At 45.8% G+C, this 18483-nt stretch carries 15 protein-coding genes; 7 read left to right on the top strand and 8 right to left on the bottom strand.

The genetic code is table 11. From position 1 onward, the window contains the following. Position 1: 1 nt before the first annotated feature. The 3 genes from ACFOEE_RS19460 to soxR all read right to left on the bottom strand — a co-directional run bounded on the left by ACFOEE_RS19460 (position 2) and on the right by soxR (position 2745). Entirely contained in the window at positions 2 to 160 is a 159-nt protein-coding gene (locus ACFOEE_RS19460; protein ID WP_377128452.1) for a hypothetical protein, read from the bottom strand. A 288-nt stretch (positions 161 to 448) separates the two neighbouring features. After that, positions 449 to 2227, bottom strand: coding sequence for a DUF885 domain-containing protein (locus tag ACFOEE_RS19465; protein ID WP_377128455.1), 1779 nt, complete (start codon positions 2225 to 2227; stop codon positions 449 to 451). After that, entirely contained in the window at positions 2224 to 2745 is a 522-nt protein-coding gene (soxR, locus tag ACFOEE_RS19470; RefSeq protein WP_377128458.1) for a redox-sensitive transcriptional activator SoxR, read from the bottom strand. Before soxR ends, ACFOEE_RS19465 begins: the two co-directional genes overlap by 4 nt. 81 nt (positions 2746 to 2826) lie before the next feature. On the opposite strand from soxR, the gene ACFOEE_RS19475 reads away from it, so the two are divergent. The 4 genes from ACFOEE_RS19475 to ACFOEE_RS19490 all read left to right on the top strand — a co-directional run bounded on the left by ACFOEE_RS19475 (position 2827) and on the right by ACFOEE_RS19490 (position 6354). Next, positions 2827 to 3267 carry a flavodoxin family protein gene (locus tag ACFOEE_RS19475; protein WP_377128461.1) on the top strand — a complete coding sequence of 147 codons (441 nt, stop codon included), beginning with the start codon at positions 2827 to 2829 and terminating at the stop codon, positions 3265 to 3267. A 220-nt stretch (positions 3268 to 3487) separates the two neighbouring features. Then, positions 3488 to 3895: an SRPBCC family protein gene (locus ACFOEE_RS19480; protein WP_377128464.1), complete on the top strand. Its 408-nt coding sequence runs from the start codon at positions 3488 to 3490 to the stop codon at positions 3893 to 3895. Positions 3896 to 4647: 752 nt separating this feature from the next. Next, the gene (locus ACFOEE_RS19485; protein ID WP_377128467.1) at positions 4648 to 5202 is read left to right on the top strand and encodes a hypothetical protein; all 555 of its coding nucleotides are present in this window, start codon (positions 4648 to 4650) and stop codon (positions 5200 to 5202) included. A gap of 216 nt (positions 5203 to 5418) precedes the next feature. After that, complete coding sequence (locus tag ACFOEE_RS19490) at positions 5419 to 6354, top strand: HNH endonuclease (RefSeq protein WP_377128470.1); 936 nt, start codon at positions 5419 to 5421, stop codon at positions 6352 to 6354. A 179-nt stretch (positions 6355 to 6533) separates the two neighbouring features. Here ACFOEE_RS19490 and ACFOEE_RS19495 read toward each other — a convergent pair whose 3' ends face one another. The 5 genes from ACFOEE_RS19495 to ACFOEE_RS19515 all read right to left on the bottom strand — a co-directional run bounded on the left by ACFOEE_RS19495 (position 6534) and on the right by ACFOEE_RS19515 (position 14243). Then, the gene (locus ACFOEE_RS19495; RefSeq protein ID WP_377128473.1) at positions 6534 to 8024 is read right to left on the bottom strand and encodes a dipeptidase; all 1491 of its coding nucleotides are present in this window, start codon (positions 8022 to 8024) and stop codon (positions 6534 to 6536) included. A gap of 79 nt (positions 8025 to 8103) precedes the next feature. Then, the gene (locus ACFOEE_RS19500; RefSeq protein ID WP_377128476.1) at positions 8104 to 9966 is read right to left on the bottom strand and encodes a DUF885 domain-containing protein; all 1863 of its coding nucleotides are present in this window, start codon (positions 9964 to 9966) and stop codon (positions 8104 to 8106) included. A gap of 205 nt (positions 9967 to 10171) precedes the next feature. After that, positions 10172 to 11134 carry a hypothetical protein gene (locus ACFOEE_RS19505; protein WP_377128479.1) on the bottom strand — a complete coding sequence of 321 codons (963 nt, stop codon included), beginning with the start codon at positions 11132 to 11134 and terminating at the stop codon, positions 10172 to 10174. Between the two features lie 155 nt (positions 11135 to 11289). Next, complete coding sequence (locus ACFOEE_RS19510) at positions 11290 to 11811, bottom strand: MgtC/SapB family protein (RefSeq protein WP_377128482.1); 522 nt, start codon at positions 11809 to 11811, stop codon at positions 11290 to 11292. Between the two features lie 185 nt (positions 11812 to 11996). Continuing rightward, on the bottom strand, positions 11997 to 14243 hold the full coding sequence (locus ACFOEE_RS19515) for a TonB-dependent receptor (RefSeq protein ID WP_377128769.1): 2247 nt from the start codon (positions 14241 to 14243) through the stop codon (positions 11997 to 11999). A gap of 309 nt (positions 14244 to 14552) precedes the next feature. Between ACFOEE_RS19515 and ACFOEE_RS19520 the strand changes: the two genes are divergently transcribed. The 3 genes from ACFOEE_RS19520 to treF all read left to right on the top strand — a co-directional run bounded on the left by ACFOEE_RS19520 (position 14553) and on the right by treF (position 18481). Further along, complete coding sequence (locus tag ACFOEE_RS19520) at positions 14553 to 15554, top strand: LacI family DNA-binding transcriptional regulator (RefSeq protein ID WP_377128485.1); 1002 nt, start codon at positions 14553 to 14555, stop codon at positions 15552 to 15554. 188 nt (positions 15555 to 15742) lie between these two features. Next, a complete protein-coding gene (locus ACFOEE_RS19525; RefSeq protein WP_377128487.1) occupies positions 15743 to 16996 on the top strand; it encodes an MFS transporter in 1254 nt (417 codons plus the stop codon). Beyond that, positions 16997 to 18481, top strand: a complete 1485-nt coding sequence (gene treF / locus ACFOEE_RS19530) for an alpha,alpha-trehalase TreF (protein ID WP_377128490.1) — start codon at positions 16997 to 16999, stop codon at positions 18479 to 18481. Positions 18482 to 18483: the final 2 nt, after the last annotated feature.

The following is an 18483-nucleotide window of genomic DNA, read 5'->3' on the forward strand; positions in this document are numbered from 1 at the left end:
CTTATCGCGCATACTTGCGTTTTAAATCCGCAATCGTTTTGCCTTCACTATCCTTTTTCAGTGAAAGGCCTTCGTAGCTCAAACTGACCTTAAAGTTTTCCATATTGGGGGTAAACTTCGTCTTGCGCTCGATCGCTACTTTAGCAACAGTGTTTGTCATAACGCCTCCTGTGTTACTTAAATTTTAACTGACAAGGCAATAAAATGCCATTACTACAATCCTGTTCAATAGTATATTGTCACCTATGTAATTAAACATTCATTTGTCGGTGTCGGAGGACATTAAGTTCGAAACTCGCTTTCGTCCAAAAGTAAGTTAGAGCCGAACGTCTGAAAAGAGCTCTTTTAACCTGATTGATGCTTAGTCTATCGAACCACACAAAATAAAAAATTGAACCAAATTAAATTGATTAGGGGGCGAGTGCCCCCTAATCAATTTACTCCAACATCAGTATTGCATTAGCTCTTTAATATATTTAACAGGAGCGCTGCCAAAACTTAAAAACTCGTCGTGGAAAGCGCGTAGTTTAAACTGGTCGCCAAGCTTTAGTTTTTGCGCTTCGCGGAAGTCATAAATTTCGCGGTAGCCGCTGTAGTAGCTAGTCAATTGCACTTGGCTTAAGGTGGCGCGGCGCCATTTGCCTTCGGCTTCGGTGCGTTCTTGGAAGGCTTCGTCCATTAATAGCGCGATGCCGTCTTCTTTACTCATGTTGTTGACGTGAATGCTGTAATCTAAAATGGTGTTACAAATAACGCGCAAATTCCATTTGTAGTACATCAGCCACATTTCAGGTTCAAAATCACCATAGCCTTCTTCAAGCATCATACGCTCGGTATAAACCGCCCAACCTTCAACCATGGCGCCATTAGCGAAAATACTTTTAACCAGTGAAGGTGATTCGTTCGAGTACACCAACTGGGTGTAATGGCCCGGCACGGCTTCGTGAATGTTGAGAACTTGCAAAATCCAATGATTGTATTCGCGCAAGTAAGACTCGGCCTGCTCATCGCTCATATCATCAAGTGGTGACACGTTGTAATAGGTGTTTTCTTTTTTCTCGTAAGGGCCAGGAGCGCTGATTGAAGCACCGGCAAAACCGCGCATATATTCTGGTGTTTCACGCACCACCAAAGGTTTGTTGGCATCTAGGCCGATTAAGCCTTTGTCCATTACAAACTGCTCAAGGGCAGGGATCTGCGCTTTGATTTCGCTGACAAAATCTTCACGCGCCACATGCTTGGCCGATAAATGCTTGATAAGCATAGCGACGGCATCGCGCTCTTTAGCAGGCATAGGCACATTCGGGAAGTATTTTGGCCACAGCTGGATAGTCAGCTTGGCCATTTCTTCCGTTACACGGGTTTTATCGGCCACGGCTTTTGCAAACATTTGCTTGGCGCTGTAGCCAGATTGAATATCAAAAGCGAATTTGGCTTCGTACAGTTCTTCGCCAATACGAAACGAGCGCGCGTTGCCATTGGCCGTAAGCTCTTGCTCAAGCTGAGTTAAAAACTCGATATAGTCAGTGATGGCTTGCTTTGCTTGGTTAAAGCGGGTGGTGAAAAGGGTTTGCTCGGCTGCAGTCAGTTTACTGTCGGCCAGTTTAGCCAGTAATTCGTCGTTTAACACGCTAAACGCACCTTGGTTTTGCGCTATACCTAGCTGCGTGAACTCGAGGGTTGGAATAGTAATATTGGCTTCGGCTGCGCTGTAATAAGCAGGGACATACTGTAAGCGGTTTAATATCAGTTTGAGCTTTTCGTCATCACTTTTAAAACGGCTATTTAGAATGCTGGCAAAGCCATAAGCCACGTTATAGCTTGATGGGTCCCACTGGTAAGATTTAAACGTATTGGCTTCCCATTCACTTTGTAGCAGGGTGTTTTCAAGCAAATGGTAATCAATTTTGTTGGCGTTAGTTAGCTTTGTTAAATCAAACTGGCGTAATTTGGCCAGTTGCTTAGCAACAAATGCGGCGCTGCTGACACGGCTCGCTTCATCAGGAATGGTAATGATATCGTCGTATTTGCCATAGCCAGCCCATGAGGATGCTTCTGGATATTGCGCCCATAAATCTTCGATAAACTGTGCGGCAAAGGTTTGAAAAGCTTGGTTTTGTTCGTTGACTTGGGTCTGGCTTTGAGTGGTTGCTAGGGTTACACTATTTTGGCAACCAGCTAAGCCTAAGGTGGCAAGTAACGCTAAACACAGCGTGGTTTTTTTCATTCTGTTGTTCCTATTTTATTATAGTTGTTATCATAACAGATTTTTGCTGCCAGCGCTTTGTCTGGGGCTTCTAGCCACACAGCACCGCTGGCGCTATCGGCAACGATGTCGTTAGGGTTATACATAGGGCAGGCATTCATCGATAAGCAGCCGCAGCCTATACAACCTTGCACAAAATTACGTACATGCTGCATATAAGCAATTTTTTCATCTAATTGGCGCTGCCAATGGGTGGCCAAATTTGCCCAATCGGTTTTGTTGGGAGTACGGTTATCAGGCAAAGTGGCTAGTGTTGCTTTAATCTCATCAAGGCTAATGCCCATTTTTTGCCCTGCTTTTATTACCGCAATGCGGCGTAGCGTGTCTGGTTTATAACGGCGTTGATTGCCGTTATTGCGCCAACTGCGAATAAGCCCTTTTTGCTCATAGAAATGCAATGCTGACACGTTGACTCCAGCACGTTTGGCTATTTGCCCTACACTGAGATTGGCTTCTTCACGGTGTTTTGAACTTGTCATAGGGTTATCCTTAAAAATTCGCTTTACCTCAACTTAGCTTGAGGAATTAGTCTACCAGCAATTTATTCAAAAGGAGACATAATGAAAAGCGTAATTTTGTACTCAAGCGCCCGTGAATTTGGCAATACCGCCAAAGCCAGCCAACAGTTAGCCACCGAACTCAACGCTGAACTGGTATATCTAGATAGTTTTAAAGTCGCGCCTTACAGTTATGAGCATCGCGATAAAAATGATGATTTTCGTGGTTTGCTGCGCTATTTAATGCAGTTTGAGCACATTGTTTTTGCCTCCCCAGTATATTGGTACAGCGTTACTGCACCGATGAAAGCGTTTTTAGACCGTATTACCGAGTTTATGGACGACGAGGCGCTAAAAATAGAGCTGCGCGCATTACGGGGCAAGCACTTTTCGATTTTGAGTACTTCATGCAGTAACACCACGCCACAATGTTTTATTGATGTAATTCAGTTCACTATGCAGTATTTGGGCATGCAATTGCATACCATCAAGTATGGCAAGTAGCGCGGTTGGTAAATTAGCCAACTTGTTGCTTGCACCTCACCTGCAATACGCGCATGATGGATTTATATACTGCTTAACGGCGCAGCGGTGTTGGCGACCTTAATCACATAGAATCTATGTTCTGAGGGACTTGCCTACTCACCGCCTAACTGTAGCGGCAAATAGTTTAAGTAGGATCAGTTCGTACAGAACATTGTCAGGAAGGTTGTAAGGAAAGACTATGCTTATCACAGTTTCTACCACCATTAATGCGCCATTAGCACTGGTTTGGAGCGCATGGCATACGCCAAGCGATATTGAAAGTTGGAACTTTGCTAATGACGATTGGTGTTGCCCGTTGGCGCGCAGCGATTTTCGGGTTGGTGGCGAGTTTAGCTATCAAATGGCAGCTAAAGACGGCTCAATGAGTTTTGATTTTAACGGCCAATTTACCGAAGTGGTGCCAATGCAGCGCATCGCCTACGTCATTGCCGATGGTCGTAAAGTCAGCATCGACTTTGTTGAAACCGCAAGCGGCGTCACCATTACAGAGCAATTTGAAGCAGAGCAAACCCACCCCGCAGAACTTCAACAGCAAGGCTGGCAAAGTATTTTAGATAACTTTAAAAGCTATGTGCTGAGTTTGTAGGGGGGTAGACTGTTTTGGGTGAATAGCAAACAGTTACGGCCTACATCATGCACAATGCAAGATGTGACCCCGTCACGATTATGTGACCCCGTCACGATTAGTTGGTTTCGTACACATGTTCTTCTCAAGTGGGAGAGGGATAAAATAAGGATACTGCGATGATTGTACGAGTGGTGCTAAAAGAACCCATTATTTGTCTGTTGAGACTATAAATAGGACTCGGCTCAATCATTAGCACTAAAGCAAACCCACCCCGCAAAATTTCAACAGCAAGGCTGGCAAAGTATTTTAGATAACTTTAAAAAGTATGTGCTGAGTTTGTAGAGGGGAGGGGTTTGCGGGCATGGACTACTGAGTCTAAAATGGTGTTCACAGCACAAAGACAAAACCAAGACGACACACAGGCAGATATACGACTGAGTTAGCAGCGTAAAAGAGCTGCCGAACTTCAATAAGTTAATCTAATGAAAAGAATTGAGAGAGGATGTGCTGCGTGGCTTAAAAAAGGTTGCTTAAAGTCCCTGAATTGGCTGTAATGGAATCATAAAAAACGACTGAGCGATGCTAGGAAGCGCAAAGTAAGGTAACGGATTGAGCAAACCAACCATTTACCCCTTAGGCTTAAAATCAAATTCCCATGGCATAAACTACACCAAGCTACGTGCAGGCAGCGCCTCAGTTCAACAAGGGATTATGTGACACAAACAACGTGTCCCATAAATACTAAGATGTTAGGCATCAAGGGGAAAGACGTGCCAGAACTAACAAGTCTGCAAATTCTAGACACGGTCGTTAAAGTTGGCTTAGGAGCGCTAGTTACAGGTGTTGTCAGTTATTTTATTAGTGAAAGAAATAGACAGCACGATGTAGAGAAAACAAAGTGGGAGGCTAGAAAAGATATATTGTTAGAAGCAACAGATTCAGCACAACAGTATTTCTCTTCAGCATCCAAATTGTTGGCTGCGTTAGATGGGGTTAGCAAGGATATTGAATCTAATGGGCAGCCTTGTAGTGATTTCAAAAAATTTTTAAACGGAAAAGACGAGAGTTATGTTGATGCTATAGGTGACCTTGAGCGTTGTTACGCACTCTTATTGATTTTGGTTGGAGACAATTCTGAAGCATCGAAAAAAATATGGGAGTACGAAGGGGAAGTATCGTCTTTAAGAAATTCTGTGTTTAGGAGTAATTCAGATTTTAACATTCCAACGCGGCACGAAATTTCGCAGCTTAGAGGAAATCTGAGCAATCTTAGAAAAGATTTTTATTGCAGCTTGAGGAAAAATGTTGGGATAAATAATGCCTAACAAACGCTTTAACCAAGGGACGCAAAACAGCAAGCTTGCGCTCCTTCGTCGCTAATTTTAGCCTGCTATTTTGCGCTGGTTAAGCGAGGCGTTGATGCTCCGCTTTTGGCACATGTGAAAAAGTGGACTATGAGCGTGGAGCAGATAGTTCCAACCTATATCATATAAAATTCAAGGTTTGGCCCTGCCATTCAGCACCGTATTAAGGGAATACATATGGATCGGACTAGCTATTTTCATGAGAACTACGACATCATCAGTTCATATATCAATTTGACTAAGGAAGAAAAGGTTTATATCGGTACAAAAGAACAGAGAGTTTGCAGATTTTGTGATAGGTCTTCCCCAGATGTTGATTTTAAAAAAATTGCACATGCAATTCCTGAGTTTACGGGCAATAAATCTCTCCTAGCATACGACGAATGCGATGTTTGCAATGAGAAATTTAGCAGGACAATAGAAGACCACCTCGCAAAATACCTTGGCGTGCAAAGAACACTGGCTGCTGTTGATGGGAAAAAGGGTATTCCAACTTATGTTGGCAGAGATGGAAAAACAAAAATATCAATGAAAGATCAGGTTATCTCATTAACTAGCTATGAAGATGACAAGATATACGAAATTGACGAAGAAAATAAATCTATAAAAATAACAGCTCACAAACAGCCATATATTCCAGCAGCCGCATTCAAATGTTTTGTAAAAATGGCTATTTCAGTTGCCCCTAAGCAAGAGCTAAGTAGCCTTAAGCATCTAATAACATGGGTTGGTTTAGAGTCGCATACTTATGAGTCATTATCTTACCGACCTTTCATTGTTTTTGAACAATTTACACCTGGGCCTAAACCATATAGTGGAGTAACTATTTTTCTTCTACGACGGAAAGATACTGTAAACGACGCTCCGTATATGCAATTTGTAATCGCATTTGCTAATACAATGTTTCAAATAATATTACCAATGCCAGATGAGGACAGTGAAATATTGGGCAAGCCAATCCAACTAACGCTATTCCCTACCCCGTTTGACAAACACCATGAGTATGGAAATACATTGTTAACAGAAGTAGATTTGAGTTCTTTTGAAACTATAAAAAATGAAGAGTCTATTTCGTATTTGGCGTATGAGAGTCATGAAAAAAATACCTTTTAGTGAGATTAAGAAACAGCGGTCACTGTTCCCCCTAGGAATGACTTATCGCCAGTAGAGTATTGAATATCCGCTTCTGGCACAGAAACTAACCGTTTTATTTTTGTAAGCGATATATAAAAATCAGGTGGCATGCTCGCCACCTGTTTTATTTCTCTTTAACTTATTTCCCATTAACTCAGCTACATATTCCCCAGCTCTAACATCATGGCGGTGTACATACGTAAGTTCAGTTCAAGCTGTTTGGTGGTGATAAATTCGTGCTCGGAGTGGCCTGAATATTTTACCCCCGGCATTGAAGGGCCGAAGCTGACGGCGTTATCAAATAGCTTGGCGTTGGTGCCGCCGCCGATAGAAACAAACCCCGCTTGTTGGTCGCCAGTATAGTGTTTAAACACATCTAACAGCTTTTGTGCGTGTGGGGCGCCATCCAATAACATTGGCTCGCCAAGTTCTACTTCTAGCCCAGTTAAACGCACTTGATGTTGCTGCTGCCATTTGCCAAGGGCTGCGTCAATTTGCTCAGCTAACAGAGCTTCGGTTTTGCCAACTGGGCGGCGCAGGTTGACGGATAAGGTCAGGGCATTGCCAGCGCGTTTTAAAAGGGTTGGCGCAACGCTCATCGGCCCCATAAAGTCGTGGCGATACGCGATATCACCAAATTGTTGGCCATACAAATCAAGACCAATTAATTCATGGATAAAGGTCAGCGCTTGGCCATCGCTATTCATTTCAAGTGGAATTTCTTTAAATAGCTCAGCTAGATGAGCAATGGCGTTGATGCCTTGCTCTGGCTCAGATGAGTGGGCAGAAACACCTTTTACCGTGACTAGCATGCCTTCAGGTAATGCGCGTAACGTCACTTGTACTTTATCTAGTTGCTTGGCCGCGGCGCGCAATTTAGCTTCATCTGCCGCATTTAAGTTATGCACAATCACGCTGGCATCTTCAGGGATTTGGCTAGCAAATGCACCGCCCATAAGCCCTGTAACATAAGTGCTTTGCTGCGCCGAGCTGGCATCAAATGTTGGGGCAATTAAGCTCCAGCCTTTTTCCGCCACGACGACAGGATAGCTGGCATCAATGGTTACGGCATATTTTGGTTGCGCGTAATTTTGCATAAAGGCTTTTAGCGGCTCCCAGTCGGATTCTTCTGCCAAGTACACCATCAGCTCAATGCGGTTATTAAGGGTAACGCCTTGGTCTTTAATCGCTTTCATCGCGTAAAGCGCAGTAGCAATGGGGCCTTTATCGTCTTCTGTGCCGCGTGCAATCAGTTTACCCGGCTCAGAGCTTGCATCTAAGGTAAATGGACTTTGGCGCCATTTGCTGGCATCGGCGGGTTGTACATCCCCATGGGTGACAATAGTGACTTTATCACTTTGCTGACCTAGGCCGATTAACACCGTATGGCCGTGGTCTTGGTAATCTAGCCCAAGCTCAGCGGCTTTGATTTTAAGTAACTGCTTAAAGCCAATAAAAGCCGGATTGTCTGGTGTGGCGATATGCGCTTCGTTAACCGTTGGGAACGACACCAAATTGGCTAAAGTGTGGACTTGCGCTTGCTGATAGGTTTTTACTGCGTAATTGGCTATTTTGTCACTGTTTGGTGCAATCGCAGCAAAGACACTGCTAGAGATAAGTGATAGCGCGAGCAGAGATAAGGTTTTCAAAATGATATCCTTTAAAAACAACATTGGGGTACTAGCAAATAGCTAAAGTACCCCAATTAACTTTAAGTTTAAACAGTAATTATTGTGCTGCAATCCAGCTATTTACGTCTTCTTCAACAATCGCCATTGGGCGCGCGCCTTTTAACAACACTAAGTCGTGGAAGGCTTTAATATCGAACTTGTCACCTAGTGCTTGTTGCGCATGTTGACGTAGCTCGACTAATTTCAGCATACCTAACTTGTAACCCAATGCTTGGCCCGGCCATGCAATGTAACGGTCGATAGCGGCAGTCACGTCGCTCATCGCAGAGCCTGTTGCCTCAGCAAAATACTCAATCGCTTGTTGACGTGACCAGTTTTTCGCATGCAAACCTGTGTCTACCACTAAACGGGCTGCGCGGTAAACTTCGGCTTGTAGACGACCAAGGTCGCCAAATGGGTCGTTTTCATACATGCCCATCTCAAACGCTACTAGCTCAGAGTAGAGAGCCCAGCCTTCAATATAAGCGTTGAAAGAGGCATTTTGGCGCATTAAGCCGATGTCAGTTTGCAGCATATTAAGCGCAATTTGGAAGTGGTGACCCGGTACTGCTTCATGATAAGTCAGGGTTTTCATCGCAAAACTTGGCACCGCTTTCATATCTTTAAGGTTAATCGCAAACACCCCAGGGCGACTGCCATCTAACGACGGGCCATTGTAATACCCACCCGGTGCACCCGCTTCAACTTCTTTAGGAATACGTTTCACTTCTACTTTTTGCGTTGGCAAAGTCGAGAATAGCGTCGGCGCTTTGGCGATAACCGTTTCAATTTCACCGCGTAAGAAAGTCAATAATTGTTCACGGCCTTCATCGCTATCAGCATATAAAAAGCGTGGCTCGTCGTTCAGTTTTTGCATGCGCTCGCTAACGCTACCTTCGCTATAACCATTGGCTTTCAGAATTTCGTCCATGCGTTTGGTAATGCGTTCAACTTCTTGTAAACCAATTTGGTGAATTTGCTCGGCGCTCATGCTGGAGTCGGCTAAGTAGGTGATCTCATGTTGATAAAACGCAGCGCCATTGGGCTGAGCTGAAATCCCAACTGCTTCAGGAGCGGTGCTTTCAAGCGCTTGCATATCGCTGCTTACGCGGGCAAAAGCAGGGTAAATTTTATCTTTTACAAGGTTGGCTGCGAGTGTCACCATCGCGGCTTTTTCTTCGTCCGAAACATCGGTAAGGTTTTCTAGGCGAGTTTGGAAAGAAGTTACTAGCGCGTGCTGCTCAGGCGTTTTTGCCACAAAGTTACTTAAATAACCTAAAGTGTTTGGGAACAGCACTTTAGGCAGCACAATACCGTTTTTTGCATCTTCAGCGACTTTGGCGCGCACTTGATCAATCACAGTAGCAAAACCGTCAAGGCGGGCGAGATAGTCTTTAGCGTCTTTTATGCTGGCAATGATGTGCTGATCTTTTAATACGGTTGGAATATCAACTAATGGACCAGACAATTGGTTGACGATATAAGGTAAATGGCCGCCCCAAGTGTCAATATAACCACCGCTGAAATTGCTGTCGCCAGCGTAGTATTTGGCAATCACTTCATTCACTCGGACATGAAGGCTATCGTTGCTGCTCAGTTCAGCTTGGGTAAGTTGCGCTAAAGAGCTGGCTGCTTTTGCCATATCTTGTTGCAGGGCTTTCATGCCTTGGCTGGAATAATCAGGCAAACGGCTTGCGTAGTCACCATATTCAGCAGTAGGTAAATTGAGCGAGGTTGCCATCGCAGGTTGGTGCTGAATAAAGGTTTTGGTGTAACCGTCGACTACTTTATCCACGGCAGCACGGTCAAGTTTAGTGACTTGTTGAGCCGGTGCTGGTTGAGTTTCTGTTTGAGTTGGGCTAGGTGAGCAGCCGGTAAGTGCCATGGAAACCGCTAAAGCGAGTAGCGAAAAGCCTTTCATGATGATCTCCGAAATTTAGGTCAGTGGGCGCGTTGCGTTGGTTTTTATAATGAACGCTGAGATTGTCTAAGCAATAGCATTTTTCAGCGTTGAGTGACAGAGAAACGCGGTATTTTTCGCGAAAAAAGCGTAATTGAGCTGAAGTTATGCCGAATTGGTTCTAAAACAGAAAAAATAAGGACGCGAGCTCAGTGCTCGCGTCGTCTTAGTCTTTACTGATCTCTGGGCAGGCAGCAATGCTGTCTTTACTTAACAGCGACTTCACTGTGAAGGGTTGTTGGCTTTCCGGCTCTACTGTGACTTGCGCGATATCGAGCACTTTAAAATCGCCCGGCGTATTTAAGTGCCAAAGCCCAGAATTACGCTTTGAAAAACAGTATGCTGGAGTGTCTCCATGCACCAATAAAATGGGGTAGTTGCGCTTTTTTGCGAGCTTATCCATTTGTTTGCGATACGCAAGCAAGCCATCACACTTTTTTTGCTCTTTATCCGTACAAGCGCCATCGTGCTTAGCTTTCACGTAGATGTCGGCTTGCATCATAATCACAGCGGCTTTCGGGCCTTTTTTTGGTAAATGTTGGTCGAGCCATGCAAAGTTGAGTTGATCTCTGCTATCGACTTGCGAGAGTGCGGTTTTTTCATCAGATTGCAAAATCTGCCTACGACCATTATTGGTTGCAACCACATGTAAAGTAACAAACTGCACGTCATCAAGCTGCCAGCTTTGGTTTTCCGGTTGGTTGGCTTGGCGTTTAAAGTTAGCTAACGCTGGGGTTTGAGTCGCAAAATTCTCGCGCACAAATTGCAGCCGCTCAAGTTCATCAAATGTTTGCAGTAAAGTGACGCGGTCGCAATCAGTCCAGTCGTTATCACCTGGTGTATAAATAAACGGCTTTGTACTTAAGCTGCTGATCACTTGGTAATTGTCACGGAGCAGTGCATCGCTACAAGATTGGACGCCCGCTTTAATATCCCCCACATGCACCACAAACTGATGTGGCGTGATTTGCGCCGCTTTATACAATGCGCCGTCTGGTGCACTGATTAAGTCGCGGTCAACACTTGAATAAGGCATATCGCCATAGGCAAGAAATTGCACCGGTTTAGCAACACTTAGGTTGCTCAATAAGGCGGCAAAACTGATAAACAGGGCGGCAGTAAACTTCATAAAATCCTCAACTGTAGTGGTGCAGTTTTAGCTTAATTGTTTTACATGACACAAGGATGATGTGCACCACCTTAACTAAGTTCGGGTAACAACAACAGCAGATGAGACGAATGCGTAAGTGTAGCGGGGCGAACACCCCGCCGTTTAGTGGATGATTATTTGCTATTGCCATTGTTGGCTTTAGCTTGTTGGCGCTCAAATTTCTTGACCCGCCAATTGCTGTACTTGACATGTACACCTCGGGTTAGTGAGGTGAATGATTCTTCTAATAAATCAACGCCATAAAGAATACCGACCACCACAAAGGAGATTTTAATCGCCACCCATTCACCCGCAATAGGGATGGTTATGCCAATTGCGGCAAGCATCCAAATGGCGGCGGCTGAGGTGACGCCAACCACCACCCCGTCGCGCGCTAGCATCACGCCCGCACCTAAAAAGCCTATGCCAGTCACGATTTGGCCGATGATCCGCGAGGGATCGGCCACCGCATTATTGACCGCCATTGCGAGCGTAATAAAAACGTAAGTACCTAAGACAATTAAAGAAGAGGTGCGAATTCCAACGGGTTTGCCGCGTAGTTGACGTTCTAAGCCAATAATCGAACCACTGAGGATAGCGGCAGCAATGCCAGACCAAGAAAGCGGGTAAATATCTAATAAAGCCAGTAAATCCATGACATCTTTTGGCAAGAAATAATTATGCCAAGTATAACTGAGTAGCCCAAAATAAAAAGTCCACAGCGTATTTTTGCTGTGGACTTTGTTGCCCAAGGGGCCAGAGCTAAATGAACGCAATAACTCTGGTGTGTTTACCCAGTTGCAGCGGCTGCATTTGCTGCACTTGGGTATGGCTCAAGGAGTTAGAAGTTATAGGCAACGCTGAACTTGATGCTGCGTGGCATAATGTAGCGACCGTTGGGCGCGTCATCATTACGCGGGTCACCTTCGGTGATGCCTTGCTCATCAGTGAGGTTATCAATTGCCAGTTGCAACTTAATACCTTCTGTTGGTTCAAGTGTCATACCTAAATCTAGTTTTTCGTACCCTTCTAGCACGACAGTGTTTTCGTTATTGCCAAAACGGTCATCTACCGCAGAAAGTGTGCCGTAAACACTGGCGAACATGCCAGCGACTTCAAACTCATAACTTGGCGTGACACGAATTTGCCAGCTCGGTTGGCGTTGACTTTCATTGCCTTCGTTACCTGGGCTTTCGGTGATCTCGGTTTTTTGCCATGTCGCGTTTAAGTTCACTGCAAGGCCAGATTCATGATTGTAGTTGTAATCAAGCTCGATACCTTTAGCCTCGTTGGTGAGGATTTCAGCGGGTGCGCCCGGACGGCGGACAAAAGTGTCGCCTTTGACTTCATTAGTAAATAAGGTTGCGAATAAGTCGGTGTTGCTACCCATAAATTTGTAGCCCACTTCAGCTTGAGTCACTTCTTTAATGAGGTTTTGACCGCCTGTATAAGCACCAAAATTGTCACGGAAGTCGTCAAAGTAAGGCATTTTGTAGCCTTTATTAACGCGTGCAAATACCCCGCTGTGGTCGTTTAACTTGTAATCGGCGCCAAGCGTCCAAGAGGTTTTGCGTGCATCGTAATCAACCGATTTGGTAATGATGCCGTCGAGTCCTTCGTCAACCGAGTAGCTGACCTCGTGCTTTTCACTACGCAAGCCTAGGTCTAATGTTAATTGCTCGGTGGCGCGGTAACTATGGGTAGTGTAAAACGCTAACGTTTTTGCATCGCCCGTTGAATTTATGTCGTAGTTGAAGTCGCACCCTTCAACAGCGCTATTACAAGCAATACCAGTGAGCATTTCTTTGCTGCCCCCCAGTACATGATACGCTGCGTTGCCTAAGCTCCACCAATCTTTCGCTGAGGTGGTGGCGCTATACACACCAAAGGCGCTTTTCACTTGACCAAAATCTTTACTAAAGGCCAAGTCATTAGTGAAGGCATCAATATCTTTAAGTACGACCCAGCGACCAAACTTTTGTACTGAGGTATTGCCGTCGTACTCAGTGCCAGTAATTGCCCCTGTGGCTGAACTGCCATTGTCAGCAACGCTGGCTAAATTGGTTGCTGCGCCCGCTGGCACTAAACCATAGGTGTTAGCCGCGCCTTGAGTGAGGCTAAAGCGGTCGACAAATTGCCAGTCATTGGCTAGGTCTAGCTTGATACTACCGCCAGAAACGTGGCCGTCCCAACCTCGGCCATCACCTAAGTCAATTTCCATTGCCTGACCGCCTTGGCCTGCATAAATAACCGCTTGGCGATTATAACCAGAGAGCTGGGTATATTCAGCATCGACACCTGCAACATTCAATGGCGTCGGTAAATACCAAGCACCGGTATCATCGGTTTGACGGGTGTAGAGATTAATTTCACCTTTATCTAATACTTTGGTGAGGTTAATGGTGAACTGGTTGCCTTTTTCAGATGTAAAGCCCGCGTCGCGAATGCCATCAGAGCGTTTTACATAACCACCCACCATATAGTAGAAATCTTTGCTTAGCTCACCACTGACCACAGCGTCAACGCGCTGTAAGCCGTAATCTGAAGTGGTGTATTTAAAAGTGCCTTCGGTTTCTTCACTGCCACGTTTTAATTGGAAGTTAGTGGTCAAACCGGGTTGACCATTCGATACCACAGGGTTTGGTCCACCGCGCAGTGCTTCCATCATGCTGATGGTTTCATCAAGACGGAAAATTGATGAGTTTTCTAAAAACGACAAGGTAGGTGCAGGGTAAATGGGTGAACCTTGCAAACTAACGGTTAAAAACGGCGCATCACCACCACCTGGAAAGCCTCGTACAAATACGTTGGCGCCTGATTCTCCACCTGAGCTTTCAACCCATACACCAGGTACGGCTTTGAAGAGATCAGCGGTGCTTTTCGGTGCTAAACGGTCGATTTTTATTGCGTCTAGGTTGGTCACTGCAAATGCCGCATCGACTTTACGCACGCCACTGCCACCAGGTGTACCAGAGACGATAATGGTTTCAACTTTATCTTGTGCTTTTTGTTCAGCTGCTTGTGCTTCAATGTTGATTGCAAATGCAATCGCCGAAGCCAGCAGGGTGTACGCGTAACGGTTGTTCACTGCAGGATTCCTCTTGTTGTCATAGTGTTCTGCCCAGTTTTTGTATTCCACATCGCCGCCTTAACGCAGCGCTGTGTTGGCATTTGTGTGCCGCGGTAACTGTGTTTGCCAACCTCCCTAGATGGGGAGTTGCACTTGGCTCAAATTTAAAATAGAACGTTATGCAAACGTTTGCAAACATTTTTTACGACACACTCATGTAGAAAATTTCTGCGGCTTTTACATCGTTGCAGTAAAGTTTGCGATATACTGGTAAATTCAATACCTTATTGCGTTGTTGAGCGAAGTTTAGGAAGTGGTAGGAGTTCTATGGCAAGTAAAGTGACATTGGCGGATCTGGCTAAATTGGCAGGGGTGTCGACTTCTACCGCATCAAGAGCGCTCAATAATAGTCCGCTTATTAAGCAGGAAACGCGTGAGAAAATCCAAGAACTTGCTAAAATTCATAGCTTTAGTTTAAATGCTGCGGCTTCTAGACTACGTTTGCAAAAAACCAACGTAATTGCAGTGATCATTAACTTAGATGACGAAACAGAGCAATCTATCGATGACCCGTTTTTACTTAAAGTGGTGAGCGACATTAATTTAGCCGTTAATCGTCAAGGTTATGAATTGCTGTTATCGAATTCCTACATGGCGGGCGACGACTGGCATGGGTATTTTATTTCCGGTCGCCGCGCCGACGGTATTGTGGTGGTGGGGCAAGGTAAGCAGCAACATCGTATTGAACGAGCGGTAGAGGCAGGTACACCGCTGGTGGTGTGGGGCGACCCCAAAACTGCGTGTAATTATCCTATCGTCGGTAGCGATAATTTTTTAGGCGGTAAAACCGCGACTCAGCATTTACTTGATAGAGGCGCTCGGCGGTTGGTGTTTTTAGGTGAGCCAGCGCATGCTGAATTGGGTGAGCGGTATCGCGGTTTTCAGGCAGCACTGGCAGACTGCGCTTCTGCAGATGCACAGCTGGTGCGCATTGATATTACCAGCCAAGCCGCGTACCAGCAGATAAACCAGATGCTGCGCCAAGATGGTCTGACCTTTGATGGCATTTTTGCCTGTAGCGATATGGTTGCGCTCGGCGCCATGAAAGCGCTCAAGGAACGTTATGTCAGTGTGCCAAACGATGTGCGGATCGTCGGTTTTGACAATATCGCCATGGCCGATATTAGCCACCCTTCTTTAACCACCATAGCGCAAAATACAAAGCAAGCCGCTGAATTGTTGGTGGCTAAGCTCTTAGCGCAATTAGCAGGTGAGCAGCCAAGCTCAGAGCAAGTAGCAATTGCCCTGATGCAACGGCAATCGAGCTAAGCGAGCACGGTTGCACTGGGCGTTTGCCATTTGCAGCCTTTTCGCATTACTGACTTATATGGACAAGCGCTTTCAAACACTTAAGTCATGGTTTAGGAATATTTTCATAAATTAAAATGCAAACGTTTGCATTGCAAAAAAAACACCGCTAGACTGAAATGCAACTGAGTTGTTAACGAGAGTTGGCTATGAGCCGTACCCGGATCATTGTCGCCATGGCGGCATGCTATTTTTTATTTGCTATCTTACTAAACAGTGTAGGCACTGTGATTTTGCAATCTATTCAAACCTTTGCAGTGAGTAAGGGGCAAGCCGCCACGCTCGAAGGGTTTAAAGATTTACCGATAGCCATTGTTTCGTTTTTGGTGGCGTCGTTTATTCCCCGGATTGGCTATAAGGTGGCGTTGCTTGCGGCATTATGTGTGGTAGCTGTGGTCGCGGTACTCACACCTAGTATCGGACATTTTTGGGCCATCAAGCTTTTGTTTGCGGCAATCGGCAGTGCCTTTGCCATTGTTAAAGTGTCGGTGTATGCCTTGATAGGTCAAGTTACCAGCGATGCAAAACAACATTCCAGTTTGCTCAATACCATAGAAGGGATTTTTATGGTGGGGGTGCTTTCAGGTTACTGGGTGTTTGCGGCATTTATCGACGGCGAGAGCGGTTCAATGGCGTGGCTGCAAGTGTATTATTTGCTTGCTGCACTAATTGCCCTAACTATGCTGGTGGTGTGGTTGGCGCCCATCAATAAACCGGCACAAAGCACCAACACGCCATTAGCTCAGGATTTTGTGATGATGCTGAAACTAGCGGCGCAACCTCTGGTGTTGGTGTTTGTGCTATCGGCATTTTTATATGTGTTGATTGAGCAAGGCGTGGGCTCATGGCTGCCCACTTTCAACAATGAAATCTTACATTTACCTGTAACGGTCAGTGTGCAATTAACCAGTTTATTTGCTGCCAGCCTTGCGCTTGGTCGACTACTTGCTGGGCAAATTTTAAAGTTTATTCCTTGGTACGTGTTCCTTAACTGCTGTTTACTTGGCATGGCAGTGCTGATTGTGCTGACTTTACCGCTGACTCAAAATGTTGCGCCGCAAGCGGTGAGCAGCATATTTTCCGCACCACTGGCGGCGTATTTAATGCCACTAATTGGCCTTTTAATGGCACCAATCTATCCACTTATTAATTCGGTGATGTTGAGCAGCTTAGCCAAAGCGCAGCATGCTGCGATGACGGGGTTAATTGTGGTGTTTTCAGCGCTGGGTGGCACCACAGGCTCTATCATCACAGGGTTAGTGTTTGAGTATTTTAGCGGCCAACACGCTTTTTACGGTGCGTTATTGCCGATAGCTGGTGTCGCCGTTTGCTTATTTTTCTTTAAACGCCGCGCAGAATTGCAGCAGGCTGCACAAAACCAAAACGTAGTAGGAGCGCAATAAATGAAGTTTGAACACAGTGCGCTTTTTAAAGCCGTGCAAAGTAGCGGACTATTTCCCGACAGCAAAACATTTGCTGATGCGTTACCTAAAGTGAGCTGGCAGCATGCCATGCAAACTTATGAGCAAAACCCAGTAGCGGATTTAGCCACGTTTGTTGCGGCACATTTTGACTTTGCACAGTCACCCGAGTTGGCGCCTTTGCCTGATTTTAATGATGTGCGCGCTTATATTGAGCATTTATGGAGCTGCTTGGCGCGTGACGCGCAAACACAAGGGCAGGGCAGTTTGCTGCCGTTACCTGCGCCCTATATCGTGCCTGGCGGGCGCTTTAACGAGATTTACTATTGGGACAGCTATTTTACAGCGCTGGGTTTAATGGACAGTGGCAGGCATTCCCAAGTCGCTGCCATGTTAGACAATTTTATCAGTTTGATCATGACTTTTGGTCATGTGCCAAACGGCAACCGCAGTTATTATTTAAGCCGCTCACAGCCGCCCGTGACGGCCTTAATGGCAGGGCTATTATGGCCGCACCAGCAACATGACTTGAGCTGGGTGCGTAAAGTGTGTGATGCGCTGGAACGTGAATATGCGTTTTGGATGACTGGCGCTGCGCTTTTAGGCGAGCAGCATGTTGCAGCGCGACGAGTAGTGCGGATGCCATGCGGGGCGCTACTTAACCGTTACTGGGATGACGAAGCTGAGCCTCGTCCAGAATCATACAAAGAAGATGTTGAAGCCGCGGCCAAATTAGCGCCAGCTGAGCGGGCAGGTTTTTATCGTGAAATACGTGCGGCGTGTGAATCCGGCTGGGATTTCTCAAGCCGTTGGTTGGCTTGTGCGGATGATTTACGCAGTATCCACACGACTTCGCGCATTCCGATTGACTTAAATGCCTTATTGGTGATGTTGGAGCAGCAACTCAGTCGTTGCTACAGCGCGCTTGGCGAGCCGCAGCAAGCGCTGCGTTATGTGCAATTGGCCAAGCAGCGCACTGAGGCCATTGAGCGTTATTGTTGGCATGAAGAAAATGGTTGGTATCATGATTATAACTTTGTCAGCGGCACATCAACGTCAGTGCAGTCATTAGCGGCAACCACTATGTTATTTGCCGGTTTAACCAGTGCTAGCCAAGCCGAGCGCATGGCAACAAGGTTGGCAAACAAGTTTTTGCAAGCGGGTGGACTGGTGACTACGTTAACTACCTCAGCGCAGCAATGGGATAGCCCTAATGGTTGGGCGCCACTGCAATGGTTTGGTGTGAGTGGCTTACTGCGCTATGGCTTTGATGAACTTGCGCACACTATTATGCGACGCTGGATAAATATGGTGGAAATGGATTTTGCTCGCCACGGTTGTTTGCTAGAAAAATACAATGTGTGCGATTTGCACGCACGCGCAGGCGGTGGCGAATATCTCGTACAACAAGGATTTGGTTGGACTAATGGCGTAACCCAACGCTTTTACACTTTACTTGGTGAGTGATT

The sequence above is a fragment of the Pseudoalteromonas fenneropenaei genome (assembly GCF_042643375.1).
Classification (GTDB): domain Bacteria; phylum Pseudomonadota; class Gammaproteobacteria; order Enterobacterales; family Alteromonadaceae; genus Pseudoalteromonas; species Pseudoalteromonas fenneropenaei.